This is a genomic window from Luteimonas notoginsengisoli (assembly GCF_042648885.1).
In the GTDB taxonomy this organism is placed as follows: domain Bacteria; phylum Pseudomonadota; class Gammaproteobacteria; order Xanthomonadales; family Xanthomonadaceae; genus Luteimonas; species Luteimonas notoginsengisoli.
The window spans coordinates 1-18658 of the sequence record NZ_JBHRYF010000003.1 but is presented as its reverse complement, the minus strand read 5'-3'; the positions used below and the strand labels follow the sequence as shown (position 1 = coordinate 18658).

Here is an 18658-nt window from a genome sequence, read left to right as displayed (position 1 = left end):
AGAATGAATTCCCATACCGCTGAACCCGTTACCGTTTCCTCCGTCGACCTGTCGCGCTACCTCGGCACATGGTTCGAGATCGCGCGCCTGCCGATGCGCCACGAACCCGAAGACTTCACCGATATCACCGCGCACTATTCGCTGCAGGACGACGGCAAGGTGCGGGTGCGCAACCGCGCCCTGGACGGCAAGGGCGAACTGGAGGAATCGATCGGCGAAGCCACGGTCGTCGACCCCGGCAACAGCAAGCTGGAAGTGACGTTCCTGCCCGAAGGCCTGCGCTGGATCCCCTTCACCAAGGGCGACTACTGGATCCTGAAACTCGATCCGGACTACACCACCGCGCTGGTCGGCAGCCCCGACCGCAAGTACCTGTGGCTGCTGTCGCGCCAGCCGCAACTCGACCAGACCACCATGGAGCAGTACCTCGCCCACGCGCGCCAGCAAGGATTCGACCTCGACACGCTGATCCGGACGCCCCATACCGGACGCTCTACGGCCTGATTGGAAACGACCGAGCACCATCGCCGCACGCCGCAGTTGGCACTGGTCGATCCCCCCTAAGCTCCCATCGAACCCCGATACCAGCGCCAGACTTCTTCGGGCAGCAGCGGTTCCAATTCGATCCCCAGCGCCGCGTACGCATCCAGCGTGTCGCGCACCATCCGCTGCTGCGGCGACGGCCCCGCCAATCCCTCCAGTTCGTCGGGCGAGAGCTGCGCCTGCGTCCAGGCGAACAGGGGGTCGCTGCGCGCCAGCAACACCGGCCGCAGCCAGTCGCGCAGCGGCGCGTGCACGGCGTGGCCGCGCTGGACCAACGCGTCGACCGCCTGCGCCAGCTGCGGCGCGACGCCGCGAAACCATTCCGTATGCCCGGCCCCCTCCCGGCGCACGGTCAGGGGCGGCGGCGCGTTGTGCTCGGCCAGCGGGCGACGCAGCTCCAGCTCCAGGTCCCGCGCATCGCGCACGGTTTCGGTTTCCACCAGAACCGCGCGATCGATGTCGAAGAACTCGTACCAGCGTCGATGCAACTGCAGTAGTCGCGACAGGGGGTCGCGCGAGAACCCGATCTTGCAGTGGTCCTCCCACGTGCAAGGCAGCACGTAGACGAAGCATCTTCCGCCGGTCGCAGGCGCGGCGCTCATCGCACGCAGCCAGACCTCGAACCTTCCGCGGTGCGCGCCATGCGCCCTGCGCCAATGCGCCGGCGCCAGGCAAGACCATCGCGACGCCTGGAAACGCAGCCACCCATCTAGGACGCCTGCATCGCTTCCCGGGGCACGAAAGGCAGCATCGCGTGCACCCGCGTCGCCGCGATCGCCGCCTGTCCCACCGCCACCGAAATCTGGTTCAGCCCGCTGACCACGTCGCCGATCGCGAACAGCCCCGGCACGGCGGTCATCTGCTTGCCGTCCACGATGATCTCCCCGCCGTCCGACAGCGCGGCGCCTGCGGCCGCGGCGATGCCTGCGCTCGTCGTCGAACCCAGGAACGGATAGATGCTGTCGAAGACGATCGTTTCCCCATCCTGGCAGGTGTAACGGCAGCGTTCGCCGTCGAAGCCCAGCGTCCCGCCGGCCGGCAGCACCCGCACCCCGGCTGCGATCGCGTCGCGCATCGCATCCGCACCGTCGCCGTCGTTCGGCAGCAGGCAGACGCGTTTCGAGTAGGCGCGCAGGAACAGGCCGTGTGCGCCGATGTCCGCAGCCGGCCCGTACACGCCGATGCACGCGTCGCTGGCCTCGTATGCGTCGCAGATCGAGCACAGCCGCAGCGCCCCGCAGGCGACGGCATCCTCCACCCAGGGCGCCTCGGGCAGCTTGTCCGCCAGGCCGGTGGCGAGGATCACGCAGCGCGCGCGCCAAGACCGTGCGCCGTCCGAGAGCGTGAAGCCGTCGTCGTCGCGTTCGATCTTCCCGACCTCGGCGGACTCGAAGCGCGCCCCGAACTCCATCGCCTGCGCCTTCATCCGGCGCAGCAGCTCCACCCCGGCCACGCCATGCGGGAACCCGGGGCAGTTGTTGCTCTCCGGGATCCACTTCGCGCGGCTGTCCCCGGCATCGAGCACCAGGCACGAGCGCAGGAAGCGGCCCAGGTAGGTGGCCGCGGTCAATCCGGCCGGGCCGCCGCCGACCACGACGACATCGAATGGTGCCGTGGAATCGGCGGAGTGGGACATGGTCGGGCTTCCTCCAATCGGGATCGCCAGCGTAGGCGGCGGCGTGTCACGGACTCGTTACCCAGGGCAGTTGGCGAGCGTGGAGGAAAACGGCGGTCGCTGGATCGCCATGCGCGCGTGCTTCGCAGGCGACGTCCGCTTCCACCATGCCGGCTGCTGCCAGCCCCGGTGCACCGGTCGAGACAGGTTTCCGGCTTCAGGCCGTCGAGCGCACGCGATCCGCTGGTGCGGGCGGCGCCTCGGGCGGCTCCCAGCCGAAGACACTGCGACCGCCATAGGCGTGCGATTCGCGCCGCTCGCGCGCAATCAGCTCTTCCACCGTCGGACCCGACGCAGCGCTTTCCAGCCGCCGCGCCTGCGCATCCAGGCGCCGCAGCGCCGCGAGCTGCTCTTCGCGGCCCAGCTTCGCCGACTGCACCGCCGACTTGAGTACGCCGATGGTGTGGTCGTACACGCGCGTCGGCACCGGGAACGGATGCCGATCCTTGCCGCCGTGGGCGAGCGAGAAACGCGCCGGATCGGTGAAGCGGCACGGCGTGCCGTGCAGCACCTCGGCCACCATCGCCAGCGCGCGCACGGTGCGTGCGCCGACGCCGGGCACCTGCAGCAGTTGGGTGAAGTCGCGCGGTCCGTTTTCCGCAGCGGCGGCGAGATTGCCGTGCAGGCGTCGCAGCACGACATCGCTGCCGCGCACGTCGTGGTGGTCGGGCAGCGAAAGGTGCGGCAGCGGTGCGGACGCCAGTTGCGCAGCGGCCATCTCTTGCGCGGCGAACAGATCAGCCTGCGGTGCGATGCGAGCGACGGACACCGCCGCCGTCGCGGGCAGGACAGGCCCGTCGATGCGCGCGAACTCCCGCGCGATCCGCGCCGGCGACCAGTCCTGCAGCAACGCCACCTGGGCATCGCGCGAGGCGGCCGCGCGCCGGTCGGCGAGGTTGACGATGTTGCCCTGTCCCGGGCCATCGACCGCGGCGTGCGGATCGTCGACGAAACTTTCCAGCCCTTCCGACAGCCAGTGGTAGCGCCGCGCCTGCTTCGACGCGCCGTTCATGCCCTGCTGCACCACCACCCAGCGGCCGTCGTCGCTGACGATGAAACCGTGCAGGTAGAGGTCGAATCCGTCCTGCACCGCGGCACTGTCGACCTTGGCCACCAGCCGGCTGGCGCTTGCCAGCGCAACGCCATCGATGCCGGTGCGCTCGCCGACCGCGAGCAGTTCGGACGGCGTGGCGCGCGAATGGCGACCGCGGCCGCCACACACGTGCACGCCCAGTTCGCCCGACAGCGGCGCCAGTCCGCGCTTCAGCGCACCGATCACGCTGGTGGTGATGCCGGACGAATGCCAATCCATCCCCATCACCGCGCCGAACGACTGGAACCAGAACGGATGCGCGAGCCGCCGCAGCAGTTCATCGCGCCCGTATTCCAGCACGATCGCCTCGCAGACCAGCGCGCCGAGCCGCGTCATACGATCGGCCAGCCAGCGCGGAACGCGGCCGCCGTGCAACGGCAGGTCGGCGCTGCCGGTGCGGCGGCTCATGGACGGATTCTCGGGATCATGCGCAACATGATCGCCGCACCCGGTCTCGCCAGCGGCGACCGCGCGTGCCTCGCGCTGAATGGTTCAGCGAGCAAGACCACGGCGTACGGACACTGCTTTCACCCAGCGATCAGCGCCCGTCTTCCCCGTTACCCATGCCGCGACGCTCGGCGCCGCCGGCCTGCTGGCGGGTCCCGGTGGGGCCGGCGCTGCCGCCCGCACCCTCGCTGCGCCGCGCGTCGTCGTTCTCCCGGCCACGCAGCTGTGCATCGACATCGGCGCCCATTCCCTTCTGCTGCGCATGGCCGCCCGGCTGCCCCTGGTCCACGGGCCCGGTACCCTGGTTCATGCCGCCCTGCGGATTCTGCGCACCGCCCTGTCCGCCCATGCCTTGCTTCTGGTCCGGATCCTGCCGGTCCTGATCCTGGCCCTGGCTCTGATTCTTCTCTCGATTCTCGTTCGTCATTTCGTACTCCGTGTTGCCGGTGCCTTCCCGATGGCATGTTTCGTCGCTTCCGTCGGGCACAGCGCACCGGAGATGGCGCGGAAGCTGCGCCGGCCGATCGGCCGACACCCACGCTACGCAGGCAGGCATTAACAACCGGCGCAGCGGGGATGAAGTCGCGCTAACGCGACTCAGGAATGTGAATCGACACGCGCGCCGAAGCCGCAAGGGCGCATCGACGAGTGCGCTGCCAGCGCACGCAATCGTGCGGCGATCGATGGAGCCCCGGCCCCACCGTCGCCGCAACGCAGCGCGCACTGCAATGAACGACGAAGCCTGACGCTTGGCGACGAGCGCCCCCGCCCGGCGCCGCTCAGATCGCCTGCCCGCCCGACACCTCGATCCGCTGCGCGTTGACCCAGCGGTTCGCGCCTCCGAGCAGGCTGGCGATCATCGGGCCGATGTCGTCGGGCACGCCGACGCGGCCCAGCGCGGTCATGCCGGCCAGCTGGGCGTTGATCTCCAAGTTGTCGCGCACCGCGCCGCCGCCGAAGTCCGTCTCGATCGCGCCGGGCGCGACGACATTCGCGGTGATGCCGCGCGGGCCGAGCTCCTTGGCCAGGTAGTGGGTCAGCGTTTCCACCGCGGCCTTGGCCGCGGCGTACGCGGCGTAGCCGGGGTAGGCGAAGCGGGTGAGCCCGCTGGAGACGTTGACGATGCGGCCACCGTCGGCGATCAGCGGCAGCAAGGCCTGGGTGAGGAAGAACACGCCCTTGAAGTGCACGTCCACCAGCCCGTCGAACTGCGCTTGGGTGGTCTGCGCGAACGGCGCCACGGCGCCGTAGCCGGCGTTGTTGACCAGGTGGTCGAAGTCCTCGCGCTGCCAGGTTTCGCGCAGCGCGGCGCGCACCCGGTCGGCGAAGCGGGCGAAGGTCGACGCGTCCGCGGTATCGAGCGGCAGCGCGACCGCGCGGCGGCCGAGCGCGGCGATCGCGTCGACCACCACCTGCGCCTCCTCGGCCTGGCTGCGATAGGTAAACAGTACGTCGCCGCCTGAGCGGGCGACGGCGAGCGCGGTGTTGCGGCCGAGACCGCGGCTGCCGCCGGTGATGAGGGTGATCGTGGACATGATCGGGCTCCTGTGGGATACGAAGGGGTGGCGCTGGAAGGCAGGGACACAGCGTCTGCCCCGCGGCCCCGCGGCGGTTGCCGGAAGCTCCCGACTCCTTGCCCGATCCTCCGGCGGCACCCCGCGCGCACCCGTCGGCGTTAGGCTTGGCGCATGGACGCCTTGCTCGAAGCCATCCGCCGCCACGCCGACGCCCACCCCGCCGGCAGCCCCGTGGCCACCGCGATCCCGGGCCTGTACACGGTGCGCGCCACCGCCCCCAGCGAGCTCATGCACGACGTGCTCAAGCCGATGGTCTGCCTCGTCCGCCAGGGCGCCAAGCGCGTGACCCTGGACGCACGCGACTACGATTTCGCTGCCGGCGACTCGCTGCTCATCACAGCCGACGTGCCCACCACCAGCCGCATCACCCGCGCCGATGCCGCCGCGCCCTATTACTCGCTGGCGCTGGAACTCGACCCCGCGATCCTCGCCGACCTGGTGGCGCAGATGGGCCCGCCGCCGGCCGTCGACGAGGCGCCGGTGCGCGTGGACCCTACCGAAGACGACGTGCTCGACGCCGCGCTGCGGCTAATGGCGCTGCTCGACCGCCCCGCCACAGTCCCGGTGCTGGGCGCGCAGCGGGCGCGCGAGTTGCACTACTGGCTGCTGGCCGGGCGCCACGGCGACGCCATCCGCCGCCTCGGCTTTCCCGGCGGGCAGGTGCACCGCATCGCCCGCGCGGTGAAGCTGCTGCGGCGCGACTTCGCCCATGCGCTGCCGGTCGAGCGCCTCGCCGCCGAGGCCGGCATGAGTGCGTCGGCGTTCCACCAGCACTTCAAGCGCGTGACCTCGCTGTCGCCTCTGCAGTTCCAGAAGCGCCTGCGCCTGATCGAAGCCAGGCGCCTGCTGCACGCGCAGGGTGCCAGCGCGAGCAGCGCCGCGTATGCGGTGGGCTACGAAAGCGTGCCGCAGTTCACCCGCGAATACGGACGCATGTTCGGGGCGACGCCGGTGGCCGACGTGCGCGCGACGGAGCGGCTGCGCGCAGCGTCCTGAAACGAGCCGAGCGATGGGGCGGCGCGATGGCTGCCTTCCTGGCGAGGGCGACGCCGGTAGTTGGCAGCGCCGCGCCAGCCTATCGGCGTTCGCGCGACGGCGCCCCTTCGACCAGCGCCGCGAGATAGGGCGCGGTGCGACTTCCCTTGGCCGCAGCCACCTCCCGCGGCGTGCCGGCGGCGACGATGCGGCCGCCCTCCTCGCCCGCGCCGGGGCCGACGTCGATCACCCAGTCGGCGTCGGCGACCACGCGCATCTCGTGTTCGACCACCACCACCGTGTTGCCGGCGTCCACCAGGCCGTGCAGCTGCACCATCAGCCGGTCGACGTCGAGCGGATGCAGGCCGGTGGTCGGTTCGTCGAGCACGTAGAGGCTGTTGCCGCGCTGCGCGCGCTGCAGCTCGGTCGCCAGCTTGATGCGCTGCGCCTCGCCGCCCGACAGTTCGGTCGCCGGCTGGCCGAGGCGCAGGTACCCCAGGCCGATGGCCTGCAGCAGCGCCAGCGGCCTGGTCACCGCGGCTTCGCCCTCGAAGAACGCCAGCGCTTCCTCCACCGTCATCGCCAGCACCTGCGCGATGTTGCGCTCGCGCCAGGTGACCTCCAGGGTCTTGTCGTTGTAGCGCGCGCCGTGACAGGTCGGGCACGGCGCGTAGACGCTGGGCATGAACAGCAGTTCGACGCTGACGAAGCCCTCGCCCTCGCAGGTATCGCAGCGCCCCTTGGCGACGTTGAACGAGAATCGGCCGGCGTCGTAGCGACGCGCCTTCGCCTGTCTGGTCGCCGCGAACAGTTTGCGCACGTGGTCGAACAGGCCGGTGTAGGTCGCCAGGTTCGAGCGCGGCGTGCGGCCGATCGGCTTCTGGTCGACGTTGACCAGGCGCCGCAGGGCATCCGCGCCGGCGACGATGCGCCCACCGGTTTCCATCGCAACACTCGGGCGCAATTCGTCGCTCTCGCTCTCCTCCGGCTCGGGTTCGTGGCCCAGGTGCTGGCCGACCAGTTCGACCAGCGCCTGGCTGACCAGGCTCGACTTGCCCGACCCGGACACCCCGGTGACCGCGGTGAACACGCCCAGCGGGATCCGCGCGTCGAGTTCGTGCAGGTTGTTGCGGCGGATGCCGCGCAGCTCCAGCCACGCCTCTGGCGCACGCGGCGTGCGCGCACGCACCTGGCCACCGTCGAACAGGTAGCGCGCGGTGCGCGACGCCTTCACCTTCTCCAGCCCCTGCGGCGGCCCGCTGTAGAGCACGCGGCCGCCGTGCTGGCCTGCGTCGGGACCGACGTCCACCAGCCAGTCCGCGCGCCGCATCATCTCCAGGTCGTGCTCGACCACGAACAGGGTGTTGCCGGCGCGCCTGAGGGCGTCGAGCGCGCGGTGCAGCGCTTCGCTGTCGGCCGGATGCAGGCCCGCGGTCGGTTCGTCGAGCACGTACACCACGCCGAACAGGTTGGAGCGGATCTGCGTCGCCAGCCGCAGCCGCTGCAGCTCGCCCGGCGACAGCGTCGGCGTCGCACGATCCATCGACAGGTAGCCCAGGCCCAGCGCCTGCAGCGTGCCGATGCGCTCCACCAGGTCGTGCGCGAGCCGCTGCGCGGCGATGCGCTTTTCCTCCGACAGCTCCGGCGTGCGCCGCACGTCCGAACCGCCCGCATGCGCCGAGCCTCCCGCGGCGACGCGACGCGCGGTGTCCCTGCGCGAGGCGGCGCGGCTCAATGTCTTGTTGCCTGCGGCCACCGGTTCGAAGCGGCCTTCCGCCGCGGGCCGCAACACCTCCGCCATGCGGCCCAGCGAGAGCTGCGACAGCGTGCCGATGTCCATGCCGGCGAACGTCACCGACAGCGCCTCGCGCTTGAGCCTGCGGCCCTCGCACAGCGGGCACACGCTGCCGACCATGTAGCGCGCCACGCGCTTTTTCATCAGCGCGCTCTGGGTGGTGGCGAAGGTGTGCAGCACGTAGCGACGCGCGCCGGAGAACGTGCCCATGTAGGCCGGCTCGGTCTTGCGGCGCACCGCGGTGCGCGTCTCGGCCGGCGTGAAGCCGGGATAGACCGGCACCACCGGCTGCTCATCGGTGAACAGGATCCAGTCGCGGTCTTTCTTCGGCAGGTCGCGCCACGGCTTGTCGACGTCGTAGCCCAGCGTCACCAGGATGTCGCGCTGGTTCTGCCCGTGCCACGCCGGCGGCCAGGCCGCGATCGCGCGTTCGCGGATGGTCAGCGACGGGTCCGGGACCATCGACTGCTCGGTGACCGCGTACACGTGGCCCAGTCCGTGGCACTCGGGGCACGCGCCCTGCGTGGTGTTGGGCGAGAAGTCCTCGGCGTACAGCATCGGCTGCGACGGCGGATAGCGGCCGGCGCGCGAATACAGCATCCGCAGCAGGCTCGACAGCGTGGTCACGCTGCCGACCGACGAGCGCACGCTCGGCGTGCCGCGCTGCTGCTGCAGGGCCACCGCGGGCGGCAGGCCCTCGATCGAATCGACGTCAGGCACGCCGACCTGGTCGATCAGGCGCCGCGCGTACGGCGCCACCGACTCGAAGTAGCGCCGCTGCGCCTCGGCGTACAGGGTGCCGAACGCCAGCGACGACTTGCCCGAGCCCGACACGCCGGAAAACACCACCAGCGCATCGCGCGGCACGTCGACGTCGACGTCCTTGAGGTTGTGCTCGCGAGCGCCGCGGACGCGGATGAAGGCGTCGCGGTCGCGCGGCTCCCGCGTGCGGCGGGGCGTGGCGGGCGTGTGTCGGGTCATGGGGCGATACTGCTGAACGAGGGCGTCACGGGGGTGCGATGGTGCCACGCAGGCATGCGCCCTCCTCCGCGGACATCACGGTCGCGCGCGCTGGCACAATGATCCCGTCCATCCCTCGCAGAAGACCATGTCCGTGCATGCTCCGCTCCGCTGCCTCCTCGCTTTATCCATCTCCTTCGCGTTGCCCGCCGTCGCGCAGGTCCTGCCGGCCAAGGCCGCGCCCGCAGCCTCGCCGGTCGCACGGTTGCCGCTGGTCGTCGTGCACAAGTCTCCGACCTGCGGCTGCTGCACCGCGTGGGTGGCGCACATGCGCAAGGCCGGGTTCCCGGTGGACGTGCGCGAGGCGGCCGACGTGACGCCGGTGAAGCGCCGCGTCGGCGTGCCCGCCGGCAAGGAGTCGTGCCACACCGCGATGGTGGGCGGCTACTTCGTCGAAGGCCACGTTCCCGCCGCCGACGTGAAGCGGCTGCTGGCCGAGAAGCCCGACGCCAGGGGTGTGGCGGTGCCCGGCATGCCGATGGGGTCGCCGGGCATGGAAGTCCCCGGCGGCCAAATGCAGCCGTACGCGGTGGAACTGGTGAAGAGCGACGGCACCACCGAGGTGTTCTCGCGGCACGGGGCCGACCGCCCGCATTGAGCGCCACGGCGTTGGCCGCGGCACGCGTCAACGCTTTGGCGCCCGCGGCGCGATGGCTTGCTGGTCAACGGCCACTGGCCGGACGCGGACTGTTCGATGCCCGCCGAGGCGTTTGCGCCGCGGCGGGTCGATCCGGCGCTTGACGCGGCCGAAGCCGCAAGTCGATTCAGGGACGCAGGCGCAGCGTCGGATTCTCGTCGAGCGTGCCGTCTTCTTCGATCACCACGTACCGGCTACCGGTCTGGTCGAACAGCACGGGGATCGGCGCCTGGAACATCGGTCGGCGGACGAAGGCCAGTCGCCAGCGGAAGATTTCCAGCGCCTCCAGCGTGACCAGTTGCTCAGGCCGGAGGCCGGCGCGCAGCGCGGCCGGATCAGCGACGGGTGCGGGCTTGCGGCGTTCCGGCGTTCGGGCCGGGGCGGCCGACCCTCGCGCGGCCCAGGGGCCAAGGAGGACGGTGGACTGCATCTGGGGACTGGGCATGACTCGAATCCAGGGCGGCGCCGGGCGCCGGACGTTGCGGGAATGCGCCCGGACCATCCGGGCACGTATGCCCCCCTGCAAGCGGCGTGCCGCACCGCGACATCGGAGTCGCGTCTGTCCGGATGCGGCCCGCGGCGTCCGCGCAATCCGCCGGGCGCCGGGCGGGGTCGCAGCCCGCTGCGCTCGCAGCGAAGCGCCGGCTCCGACCCGGCTGTTCCTGCCCCACCAGGAGCCATAGCCCGTGGCCGCGCCCACCTCATGCGGGACCCAACCCAGCGGTTCCGCGCGGAAACGCCAATCCACCTGGCCGCCGCGATGATTCAGCCCCGCGCCGGCAGCACCCGCGGATTGCGCAGCACCGCCGCCGACACCAGCGACACCAGCACGCCGACCGGGAAGACCTCCGCGAACGTCATCGGCAGGCGAAACAGCGGATCGGCGTACTGCCGCCTGAACTCGTCCATCTGCGCCGTGAGCTTCGCCAGCGCCGCGGCGTCGGCGCCGCCCGCCTTCGCCTGCGCGATCGCCGACGCCGCGTAGTGGCCGGCGAAGTCGCCCACCACCGTCGCCTGCGCCAGCTCCCAGGCCAGCACGTAGAAGATCGCCGCGACCAGCGAGATCCCCAGGCCCAGGCCGAAGGCCGGCCAGAACCGGATCACCCCGCCGCGATCCGCGTCGCGGTGATGCTTGATCCCAACGAACACCGCGCTCAACGCCACCAGCATGCTCAGGTAGCCCAGCGCCATGCCGAGCCAGCCGTGCGGCATCTGCTTGCCGAACGCCAGCAGGGTGCCCCACATGCCGCCAGCCACCACCAGCCCCGCGATCACGCCGTACTTCAGGATGTTGCGCCCCATCGAACCGCTCCCTTGTCGTGGAAAGTGCGCCATTAGCGCCGGCGTTCGGGCGCCCGGCAATCGTCAAAACGGGTGATTCGGCCTGTTTCGTTCGAAATTTGCCCCATGGTCCCGCCATCCGCACGGGCCGACTGCAGCTCTCACCCGTTCCCGCCGTCTCTGCATCGGCGTCCCGGCCAACGCCTCCGCAGCAACTCCCTCCGCGGCAACCGAACCTGTCGCAAGTGGCCTGGGCCACGATTGCCCCCGGCCCGGGCTGTTCGCCACCACGGCCATCTGCCCCAGCGCCCAACCCCGCGATGGCCTACGGCACCAGTCCCAGCTCCCGCGCCTTGCGCAATGCCTCGGTCCGCCGCCGCGCGCCCAGCTTCTCGAACAGCCTGGCCACGTGGGTCTTCACCGTGTTGGGCGACACGTGCAGGTTGGCCGCGATCTGCTTGTTCGAATGCCCGGCCGCGATCTCCCGCAGCACCGCCACCTCGCGCGGACTGATCCCCAGCTCCGCCAGCGCCCGCGGATTGCCGTCGAACGCCGGCGCCGCCACCCGTCGCCCCAGCACCCGAGCGCCGATCCACAGCCCCAGCGCCAGGAACCCCGCGGCCAGCAGGAAGTCGTAGATGGCCCCCGCATGCACCCGCGCCATGCGCTGGTAGTCGAGCCACTGCAGCGCAAGCGTGCCGACCGCGAGCAGCAGGCCGTAAATGGCGACTTGTTTCCCCACGGGCGCCTCGCGCGGCCGGCATCGATCCCGGATCTTACAAGCCGCATCCACCAGAGGGATTGGGCGCAGACGCTTCACGGCTCCATTGATCTCCCCACCGTGTCCGGGTATCGCGCTCGACCGGCCACCTCCGGCGCAGGAATCCGTCGCCCTGTGCGGCGCGATCCCGTCGACCCTGTCCGGTGCCGCAATCCGGTCGGTCGTGTCCCGTGCCGTGATCCGGGCGGCCATGCAGTGTCGTGATCGGATTGGCGTGCGCCGGCGGCATGATCCACCGGTCCTGTGCAGCCAGATCGAGCTCGGCGCCGAGCGGGGTGGACGTATGCGCTCCAAACGCCCGATGCCTGCACCCGTCGCCAACACGCGCCGCGCGCATCGCCCGGCGCCTCGGCCCACGCCACCGCTCATGACCTCCAGCGCTTGTCGCCTGCCCTCGCCGCGCGCAGAGTGCCGCACTGATTCCCGCACCGGACCCGCTCGATGGCCAAGCACGCCTTCCGCATCGCCCTGCTCTCCGCCGCGCTCGCCCTCGCTGCCGGCTGCGCCCTCGCCGCCGACGCGGCCGCGCCGCCACAGGATTTCCTCGCCTCGCACCTGGACACCACCGTCGACCCGGGCGTGGACTTCTTCCAGTACGCCAACGGCGGCTGGCTGAAGGCGCATCCGATTCCGGCGTCGGAAGCCAGCTGGGGCATCGGCAACGAGGTCGACGACGAGCTGTACACGCGGCTGCGCGGGATCAGCGAGGCGGCCGCCGCCAAGCCGCAGGCGGCGGGCAGCGACCAGCAGAAGATCGGCGACTTCTGGGCCACGGCGATGGACACCGGCACCGCCGACCGCCTCGGCGTGCATCCGCTGGACGCGGAGCTGGCGCGCATCGATGCCATCGGCTCGAAGGACGACGTGCTCGACACCGTGTTCGCGTTCAAGCCGATCGGCGTCGGCGGCCTGTTCCGCATCGGCGTGGCCCAGGACGACAAGGACAGCGCCACCATGGCGGTGCAGGTCCACCAGGGCGGGCTCGGCCTGCCGGAGCGCGACTTCTACTTCAATCCCGAGGCCGGCGTGGCGGCGATCCGCGCCGCGTACGTCGCGCACATCGCGCGCACGTTCGAACTGCTGGGGCGCGACAAGACATCCGCGGGCGCCGCGGCCACGCAGGTGATGGCGTTCGAGATCGCGCTGGCCAAGGCCTCGCGCAAGCTCGAGGACCTGCGCGACCCCGAGAAGAACTACAACAAGGTCACACCCGCCGAGTTCACCGCCAAATACACGCCGTCGATCGACTGGACCGCGCGGCTGGCGGTCTGGAACCTGCACCCGTCCTACCTGATCGTCGGCCAGCCCGAGTTCTTCGCCGCCGAAGACAAACTGCTGGGCGAAACCCCGCTGCCGGTGCTGCAGGATTACCTGCGCTACCACCTGGTCGACGCCTACGCCGATTACCTGTCGAGCGAATTCGACGACGCGCACTTCGACTTCCACGGCAAGGTCATGTCCGGCCAGCAGGAGCAGCGCCCGCGCTGGAAGCGCGTGATCGACGAGGAGAACGACGCGCTGGGCATGGTGCTGGGGCGCATCTTCGTCGCGGACTATTTCCCCGAGGCGTCCAAGCAGCGTTACACCGCGCTGGTCGAGGCGATCCGCTCGACCTTCCGCGACCGCATCGAGCGGCTCGACTGGATGGGTGAGCAGACCAAGGCCAAGGCGCTGGCCAAGCTCGCCTCGGTCACGCCCAAGGTCGGCTACCCCGACAAGTGGAAGGACTCTTCCGCGCTGTCGATCGGCCGCGAGTCCTACGCCGCCAACGTCATGGCCGCGCAGCGCTGGCAGTTCGCCGACAACCTGTTGAAGTTCGGCAAGCCGGTCGACCGCACCGAATGGGAAATGACACCGCAGACCTACAACGCCTACTACAACCCGTCCAACAACGAGATCGTGCTGCCCGCTGCCATCTTCATGGTGCCCGGCGTGCCGGACGCGCAGGTCGACGACGCTGTCGCCTACGGCTACGTCGCCGCGAGCACGATCGGCCACGAGATCACCCACGGCTTCGACGACCAGGGCCGCCAGTACGACGCGCAGGGCAACCTGTCGGGCTGGTGGACGGACGAGGACACCACCCGCTTCAACGCCGCCGCGCAGAAGATGGTCAAGCAGTTCGACGCCTACGAGCCGCTGCCGGGCCTGCACATCAACGGCAAGGCCAGCCTGGGCGAGAACATCGCCGACTACGGCGGCGTGCTGCTGGGCCTGGAGGCGTTCAAGAAGACCGAGCAGTACGCGCGCGGCGAAAAGATCGGCGGCCTGACACCAACCCAGCGCTACTTCCTCGGCTACGCCTTGGGTTGGATGAGCCAGCAGCGCGAACAGCGCCTGCGCCAGCGCCTGCTCTCCGACGTGCACGCCCCCGCCAAGTGGCGCGTGCTTGGGCCGATGTCGAACATTCCCGAGTTCTACGAGGCCTTTGGCGTGAAGCCCGGACAGCCGATGTGGCGGGCGCCGGAGGAGCGGGTTCGGATCTGGTGAGGGGTTGGGCGGATAGGCGCGACGGCGATCAACCAGCAATGCCGGCCGCGCCGTTCAAACCATTGGAGTGCTCTCCGGAAAGCCGAAAAGCCTCTAGGAGCGGCCAACGTGCCCGAACTCCTTAACCGCGGGGATTGCGCGTGGCTGGGACGACCGCTTTCGGCCAGTAGCGGACGTTAACAAAATGACCCCTGACCCCAATCCTGTCCTATGGCGCGGGAGCGGGTTCGATTGCGCCGTCGAACAAGCTGTCAAGCATTGCCAGAGAGGCGTCGGAAAGCTCCTGGGTGAAGAGCAACGCTAATCGCGTTGTTGGGCGGGAACAACACACATAGAACAGATTGCGGTTCCTCTCGAACGCATCTTGCTTGCCGGACGGTACTCCTTCGGCCGACCATTGCAGGAACTGGTCGAAGTTGTACTTATTCCAGCCGCGTCCGAGAACGACCAGAACATTCTCGAACTCGTCGCCCTTCACGCTGTGCTTGGTTGCGAACGGGGTATGGCCGTCGATGAACCTGTCCAAGGCAATAATTTCCTTGTAGGGAACGTCCCGCAACTGCCGTATCTGTTGGACCCGGCGTGGCGGCTCTTCCCCTTCCTCACCATGCCACTCCGCGGCCTCGCCAAGCGCGACGAGCACAGCGTCCGGCGGTCGTGGACGCGCATGCTCGAGTATGTAGTCCAGCACTTGGCCTATCGTCCCATCGAGCCGGATTTTGGCGAGGCCCTCCATAGAGGAGAACCATGCAATCTTGTCCGCATGCGAAGAAACGGCAGGTGCCGAGCCGCCAAGCAACGAGAACATCTCCGCGAATCGCTTATGATGGAAAGCCGTGCATGCAGGTTCGAGCGCGTCGCAAAAGAACGCAATGAGCGGATCCTCTTTTTTGATGAACTGATCCGTATACGAAAAGATCTTGGTGATCGAATCGTAGCCCTGCTCTGAAGCAAGAACGTTGTGGGTGAGCATGAGAACCTTAGTTCGCTGGGGAGCCACGTTCCAGCCGTCAGATTCCAGCTTCTTGATGAGCGTCGCCAAGTAGGTATGGGCCACCTCGGCAGGGAGATCGCCTTTCCAGTGCCCGCCGCCCGCGCCGGATCGGCGTTCGCCTTGCCAGGCATTGGTGTGGAACGCAATCGCCGAACCAACTACACCCTCGTCCTTCACCGCTTGGGGCAGATCTGGTCTCATCCTGTTCAGGACATCAACTATCCTGGTCGCTGAACGGAAATTCGCCTTTTTGCCGATTTCCAGCAGCGCATCATGGGCGACGTGGCCGCATGTCTTGTCGTAGATGCGCTGCCAGTGATCACCGAACAAGCCGATCATGGGTCCGGCCGCGCGCCCGAGCAGATACTCGCTCATGCTGGTCATCACCGCTACGTCCGTATCTTGGTATTCGTCTATCAATACGAACGGATACTGCTGCGCAAGAAGCACTTGGAACTTCGCGTTCGGGAGCAGGGAGACCATCAATCCCAAGACGTCGTCATGGTGCAGGGTGACGGTGTTTGTGGTGACACGGCGGTGGCCGAGTTCGTACTCGACGGTCCGGCTGCCGATTCCGTCGACCTCGGCCAGCTTCTCTTTCCATTCCGGCATCGCCGCGACCAGTGACCTCAGCGCCGGCTGAAATTCCCTGATCAGCGACCAGCAGAACGCATGGATGGTGTCGACGAAGACCAGCGGGTCGCTGTCGATGCGGCTGTTGATGACGGCAGTGGCAGCGTTGGTGTAGGTGATGCAAGCGATGCGCTGGTGGTTCCTGCGCAGCTTGGGGCCCTCATGTTTAATGAGGTGCTTGAGCGCTTCCACCAGCGAATAGGTCTTGCCCGCGCCGGCGCCGGCTTCGAGCAGGAAGTTGCGGTGGTCTTGCAAGCATTGTGCGACATGTGCTTCCGCTTCCCGCGCGGCGATCAGTGCGGGGCTGGATTCGGGTACGGCATTCATGCAGCCACTTCCGCTTCGCCGAGTGGCGCGGGCACAGGGGGCAGGTCGCCTTCAGCGAGCCATACTAATCCGCCCCGGATGTAGCGCGGGATATTCCAGTCCTCATCGGACAGGGCATGGTTGAGTGCGAACTTGGATTTCTTCACCTCTTTCGCTTCCTCCCAAGCCTGGGTTTCCTTCTCCTGCTCGCCGGGTCCCGGCAGCGCGAAGAGTTCCGGGTTTGCCAGCATGAACGCATCTTCGAAGCTGCGGCCACAAGGGCCCGCCTCGGTCTCAGGACACTGGTACGCGAGCCGCAGCCGATTTTTGGTCTTGGCTGCATCATCGGCCACCAACAGTTCCGCAGGGGTGATGTCATTGTTGTCGTACCAGGACTTCAGGCACGCATTACTGGTCTTGTGTCCCTGCGACACTTGGCAGGCCACGAGCTTGCCGGCGCCGTTGGCCTTAACGCTGTCGAGGTCGGTGATGACCAAGGTCCGGAGCTCAAGGAACTTGACGAGGTCGAAGAAGATGTGCGCATAGGCGCCGCCGACTTCGACGACAGAGAGATACTGGCTACCGAGCTTTTTCCCCTCTGCAAGGTCCTTGTTCAACATCCGGATGATCCTTGGAAGCAGCAGTCTTTCCGTTGTGCCTTCGATCAGGACCGCTTTGTCTGCGAAGAACAGATCGCATCGAGTGAGGGTCATGTATTGATGCAGGAAGGTGCGATCTGGCTCAGGCTTACCGGCAAGCCCTTTCCTGAGATCCTTGACCTTGGTGCTGACGGTGCCGTTCTTGTCCGTGGAAGCCAGGAAATACCGGATCGTCTCGAAATGAGCTTCATTGGCGACATGGGACGAGTGCGTCGAAACGACAAACTGCACGGGCCACGACTCGCCGGTTTCCTCGCTGAATGCCGATGCAATGTCCGCGATTTTTCGGATGAAGACTTCCTGCATCTGCGGATGCAGGTGAACCTCAGGTTCCTCGATGAAGACGAGGTGCACCGAGGGCCGGGGCTCCATCGCAAGATAGAGCTTGAAGAACTCCCGGAGCTGCAGGAGGATCAGGATGATATTGCGCGTTCCTAGGCCGTTGTAGGCCTCGGGAAGATGGATGCCATTGGACCCGGTATACCGGACTTTAGTGTGGTTGGTCAGAAGCTTGGCGACGTCGAGAGTAGTTTCGGTCAGGAGCTTGGGGTCGTTGAGGCCTGGATAGCCAAATAGCGACAATGCGGGAAGCAACTGGTCGAGCTTCTCGTTGAAGTCGTCGCCGATCTTGTCTTGGATGGACTTGACCGCGACCTCGAGTTCTTGGGCGATGACATGGCTGTCCGTGTCGCCCGCGTTGCTCTTGGCAGTCGAGAACAGGTTCTCGAGCACCTTGCCGATGACTACGCGCTCTTTCTGGCTAGCGTCATCCAAGCCCCGCTGTGCGCTGATGAAGCCGCCGACGCACAGTTGCCTCAACGTCGACTTTTCAATGCCTTTTTCGTTGGTTTCATCGTTTGGGTCGACGGCGACGAAGGTGGTTTCGTACAGTGACGGAATGCGCTCGCGGAGGAGGCGGAAAAAGTCGGGTTTCGCATCCTCGTCCGTCTCCGCAAAATCGGAAAACAGATCGGGCATCTTGCCTTCCTTGAGCTGGTACCGGACGACGGCTAAGGCTTCTGTGCATTCGGGATCGAGGTCGACGATCAATTCGCTGAGCAGACCGAGGTGCTCGCCCTCTTCATACGAAAAACGAAGCCGGACTTCTATCGCAGGCAAGATCTTCCTTATCTCGTCCTCGTTCTCGCCCTTGGATTTTCGGAGATGGGACTCCCAGAACTGTTGGTAGCAGCAGAATGAGAAGTCCTCCAGAGAAAAGGAAGGCGTAGCATCGGATAGAAGGCGCTTCATTACTTCCGTCAAGGATGTTTTGCCGCTGTTATTGCGCCCGACGATGACGGTGGTTCGGTTCTCCAGAAGCAGCTGGACATCGTGCAGCAGCCTGAAATTCTTAGCTTCGATCTGCTTGAGATACATGATCAGTTCCCCCTTGAATCGCGCAATGGCCGAGGCCCACTGCAATCTGGTGAGACTGGGAGATTACGCCAAGAATTATCGCGACCTCCTCAGCGATCTCTCCTCATTCCAAGAATGACCGCTTTGGGTCGCATCACGCCTTGCTTCTGGGTGTAGGAGAAGCCTGACCAACCCTTCATCAGGAGTTGGGCATGGCAATTCTTCACACATCTCAGCACCACGAGCCCTGGAACAAGGGCAAGCTGATCGGGCAGAAGGCACCGCTCAAGCTGAAAGACATCTGGGGTATTCGCATTCGCCTTCAGCTCGGTGACCTGCCCCCGGTAGCCGTACCAACCATTACTGGGAGAGCCCGGGGTTGAAGGGTACTGCGGT

The 18658-nt window shown here is 67.6% G+C and carries 16 protein-coding genes; 4 read left to right on the top strand and 12 right to left on the bottom strand.

Translation table 11 applies throughout. From position 1 onward, the window contains the following. The first annotated feature begins 3 nt into the window (after positions 1-3). The gene (locus ACFOM9_RS07125; RefSeq protein WP_386708228.1) at positions 4-504 is read left to right on the top strand and encodes a lipocalin family protein; all 501 of its coding nucleotides are present in this window, start codon (positions 4-6) and stop codon (positions 502-504) included. Between the two features lie 56 nt (positions 505-560). On the opposite strand, the gene ACFOM9_RS07120 is transcribed toward ACFOM9_RS07125, so the two are convergent. The 5 genes from ACFOM9_RS07120 to ACFOM9_RS07100 all read right to left on the bottom strand — a co-directional run bounded on the left by ACFOM9_RS07120 (position 561) and on the right by ACFOM9_RS07100 (position 5293). Continuing rightward, the gene (locus tag ACFOM9_RS07120; RefSeq protein ID WP_386708225.1) at positions 561-1145 is read right to left on the bottom strand and encodes a GIY-YIG nuclease family protein; all 585 of its coding nucleotides are present in this window, start codon (positions 1143-1145) and stop codon (positions 561-563) included. Positions 1146-1252: 107 nt separating this feature from the next. Beyond that, positions 1253-2179, bottom strand: coding sequence for an NAD(P)/FAD-dependent oxidoreductase (locus ACFOM9_RS07115; RefSeq protein ID WP_386708222.1), 927 nt, complete (start codon positions 2177-2179; stop codon positions 1253-1255). Between the two features lie 196 nt (positions 2180-2375). After that, positions 2376-3719: a DUF763 domain-containing protein gene (locus ACFOM9_RS07110; RefSeq protein ID WP_386708219.1), complete on the bottom strand. Its 1344-nt coding sequence runs from the start codon at positions 3717-3719 to the stop codon at positions 2376-2378. A gap of 130 nt (positions 3720-3849) precedes the next feature. Continuing rightward, a complete protein-coding gene (locus tag ACFOM9_RS07105; RefSeq protein ID WP_386708216.1) occupies positions 3850-4185 on the bottom strand; it encodes a hypothetical protein in 336 nt (111 codons plus the stop codon). A gap of 352 nt (positions 4186-4537) precedes the next feature. After that, a complete protein-coding gene (locus tag ACFOM9_RS07100) occupies positions 4538-5293 on the bottom strand; it encodes an SDR family NAD(P)-dependent oxidoreductase (protein WP_386708213.1) in 756 nt (251 codons plus the stop codon). A gap of 153 nt (positions 5294-5446) precedes the next feature. Between ACFOM9_RS07100 and ACFOM9_RS07095 the strand changes: the two genes are divergently transcribed. Beyond that, the gene (locus ACFOM9_RS07095) at positions 5447-6331 is read left to right on the top strand and encodes an AraC family transcriptional regulator (protein WP_386708210.1); all 885 of its coding nucleotides are present in this window, start codon (positions 5447-5449) and stop codon (positions 6329-6331) included. Between the two features lie 79 nt (positions 6332-6410). Here the strand turns inward: ACFOM9_RS07095 and ACFOM9_RS07090 are convergent, their stop codons facing one another. After that, the gene (locus tag ACFOM9_RS07090; RefSeq protein ID WP_386708207.1) at positions 6411-9086 is read right to left on the bottom strand and encodes an excinuclease ABC subunit A; all 2676 of its coding nucleotides are present in this window, start codon (positions 9084-9086) and stop codon (positions 6411-6413) included. A 127-nt stretch (positions 9087-9213) separates the two neighbouring features. Between ACFOM9_RS07090 and ACFOM9_RS07085 the strand changes: the two genes are divergently transcribed. After that, on the top strand, positions 9214-9723 hold the full coding sequence (locus tag ACFOM9_RS07085; RefSeq protein WP_386708204.1) for a DUF411 domain-containing protein: 510 nt from the start codon (positions 9214-9216) through the stop codon (positions 9721-9723). Between the two features lie 166 nt (positions 9724-9889). On the opposite strand, the gene ACFOM9_RS07080 is transcribed toward ACFOM9_RS07085, so the two are convergent. The 3 genes from ACFOM9_RS07080 to ACFOM9_RS07070 form a co-directional block, all read right to left on the bottom strand. After that, positions 9890-10192, bottom strand: a complete 303-nt coding sequence (locus ACFOM9_RS07080; protein WP_386708201.1) for a hypothetical protein — start codon at positions 10190-10192, stop codon at positions 9890-9892. 335 nt (positions 10193-10527) lie between these two features. Next, positions 10528-11064 carry a DUF4199 domain-containing protein gene (locus ACFOM9_RS07075; protein ID WP_386708198.1) on the bottom strand — a complete coding sequence of 179 codons (537 nt, stop codon included), beginning with the start codon at positions 11062-11064 and terminating at the stop codon, positions 10528-10530. A 304-nt stretch (positions 11065-11368) separates the two neighbouring features. Further along, positions 11369-11785 (bottom strand): response regulator transcription factor, encoded by a 417-nt coding sequence (locus tag ACFOM9_RS07070; protein ID WP_386708195.1) that lies wholly within the window; start codon positions 11783-11785, stop codon positions 11369-11371. 480 nt (positions 11786-12265) lie between these two features. Here ACFOM9_RS07070 and ACFOM9_RS07065 point away from each other — a divergent pair, with 480 nt between their 5' ends. Continuing rightward, entirely contained in the window at positions 12266-14314 is a 2049-nt protein-coding gene (locus ACFOM9_RS07065) for a M13 family metallopeptidase (RefSeq protein WP_386708192.1), read from the top strand. 208 nt (positions 14315-14522) lie between these two features. Here the strand turns inward: ACFOM9_RS07065 and ACFOM9_RS07060 are convergent, their stop codons facing one another. The 3 genes from ACFOM9_RS07060 to ACFOM9_RS07050 form a co-directional block, all read right to left on the bottom strand. Next, entirely contained in the window at positions 14523-16268 is a 1746-nt protein-coding gene (locus ACFOM9_RS07060; protein ID WP_386708189.1) for a UvrD-helicase domain-containing protein, read from the bottom strand. Continuing rightward, positions 16265-18283 (bottom strand): ATP-dependent nuclease, encoded by a 2019-nt coding sequence (locus ACFOM9_RS07055; RefSeq protein ID WP_386708186.1) that lies wholly within the window; start codon positions 18281-18283, stop codon positions 16265-16267. Before ACFOM9_RS07055 ends, ACFOM9_RS07060 begins: the two co-directional genes overlap by 4 nt. Positions 18284-18372: 89 nt before the next feature. Continuing rightward, the coding region (locus ACFOM9_RS07050; RefSeq protein ID WP_386708183.1) for a hypothetical protein at positions 18373-18658 on the bottom strand (286 nt) is incomplete at its 5' end.

Bases quoted from the DNA above. Each gene is read 5' to 3' on its own strand.
- ACFOM9_RS07085 (WP_386708204.1), top strand. From the start codon at position 9,214: ATGTCCGTGCATGCTCCGCTCCGCTGCCTCCTCGCTTTATCCATCTCC.
- ACFOM9_RS07120 (WP_386708225.1), bottom strand. From the start codon at position 1,145: ATGAGCGCCGCGCCTGCGACCGGCGGAAGATGCTTCGTCTACGTGCTG.
- ACFOM9_RS07125 (WP_386708228.1), top strand. From the start codon at position 4: ATGAATTCCCATACCGCTGAACCCGTTACCGTTTCCTCCGTCGACCTG.
- ACFOM9_RS07075 (WP_386708198.1), bottom strand. From the start codon at position 11,064: ATGGGGCGCAACATCCTGAAGTACGGCGTGATCGCGGGGCTGGTGGTG.
- ACFOM9_RS07055 (WP_386708186.1), bottom strand. From the start codon at position 18,283: ATGTATCTCAAGCAGATCGAAGCTAAGAATTTCAGGCTGCTGCACGAT.
- ACFOM9_RS07115 (WP_386708222.1), bottom strand. From the start codon at position 2,179: ATGTCCCACTCCGCCGATTCCACGGCACCATTCGATGTCGTCGTGGTC.
- ACFOM9_RS07060 (WP_386708189.1), bottom strand. From the start codon at position 16,268: ATGAATGCCGTACCCGAATCCAGCCCCGCACTGATCGCCGCGCGGGAA.
- ACFOM9_RS07110 (WP_386708219.1), bottom strand. From the start codon at position 3,719: ATGAGCCGCCGCACCGGCAGCGCCGACCTGCCGTTGCACGGCGGCCGC.
- ACFOM9_RS07080 (WP_386708201.1), bottom strand. From the start codon at position 10,192: ATGCAGTCCACCGTCCTCCTTGGCCCCTGGGCCGCGCGAGGGTCGGCC.
- ACFOM9_RS07090 (WP_386708207.1), bottom strand. From the start codon at position 9,086: ATGACCCGACACACGCCCGCCACGCCCCGCCGCACGCGGGAGCCGCGC.
- ACFOM9_RS07100 (WP_386708213.1), bottom strand. From the start codon at position 5,293: ATGTCCACGATCACCCTCATCACCGGCGGCAGCCGCGGTCTCGGCCGC.
- ACFOM9_RS07065 (WP_386708192.1), top strand. From the start codon at position 12,266: ATGGCCAAGCACGCCTTCCGCATCGCCCTGCTCTCCGCCGCGCTCGCC.
- ACFOM9_RS07095 (WP_386708210.1), top strand. From the start codon at position 5,447: ATGGACGCCTTGCTCGAAGCCATCCGCCGCCACGCCGACGCCCACCCC.
- ACFOM9_RS07105 (WP_386708216.1), bottom strand. From the start codon at position 4,185: ATGACGAACGAGAATCGAGAGAAGAATCAGAGCCAGGGCCAGGATCAG.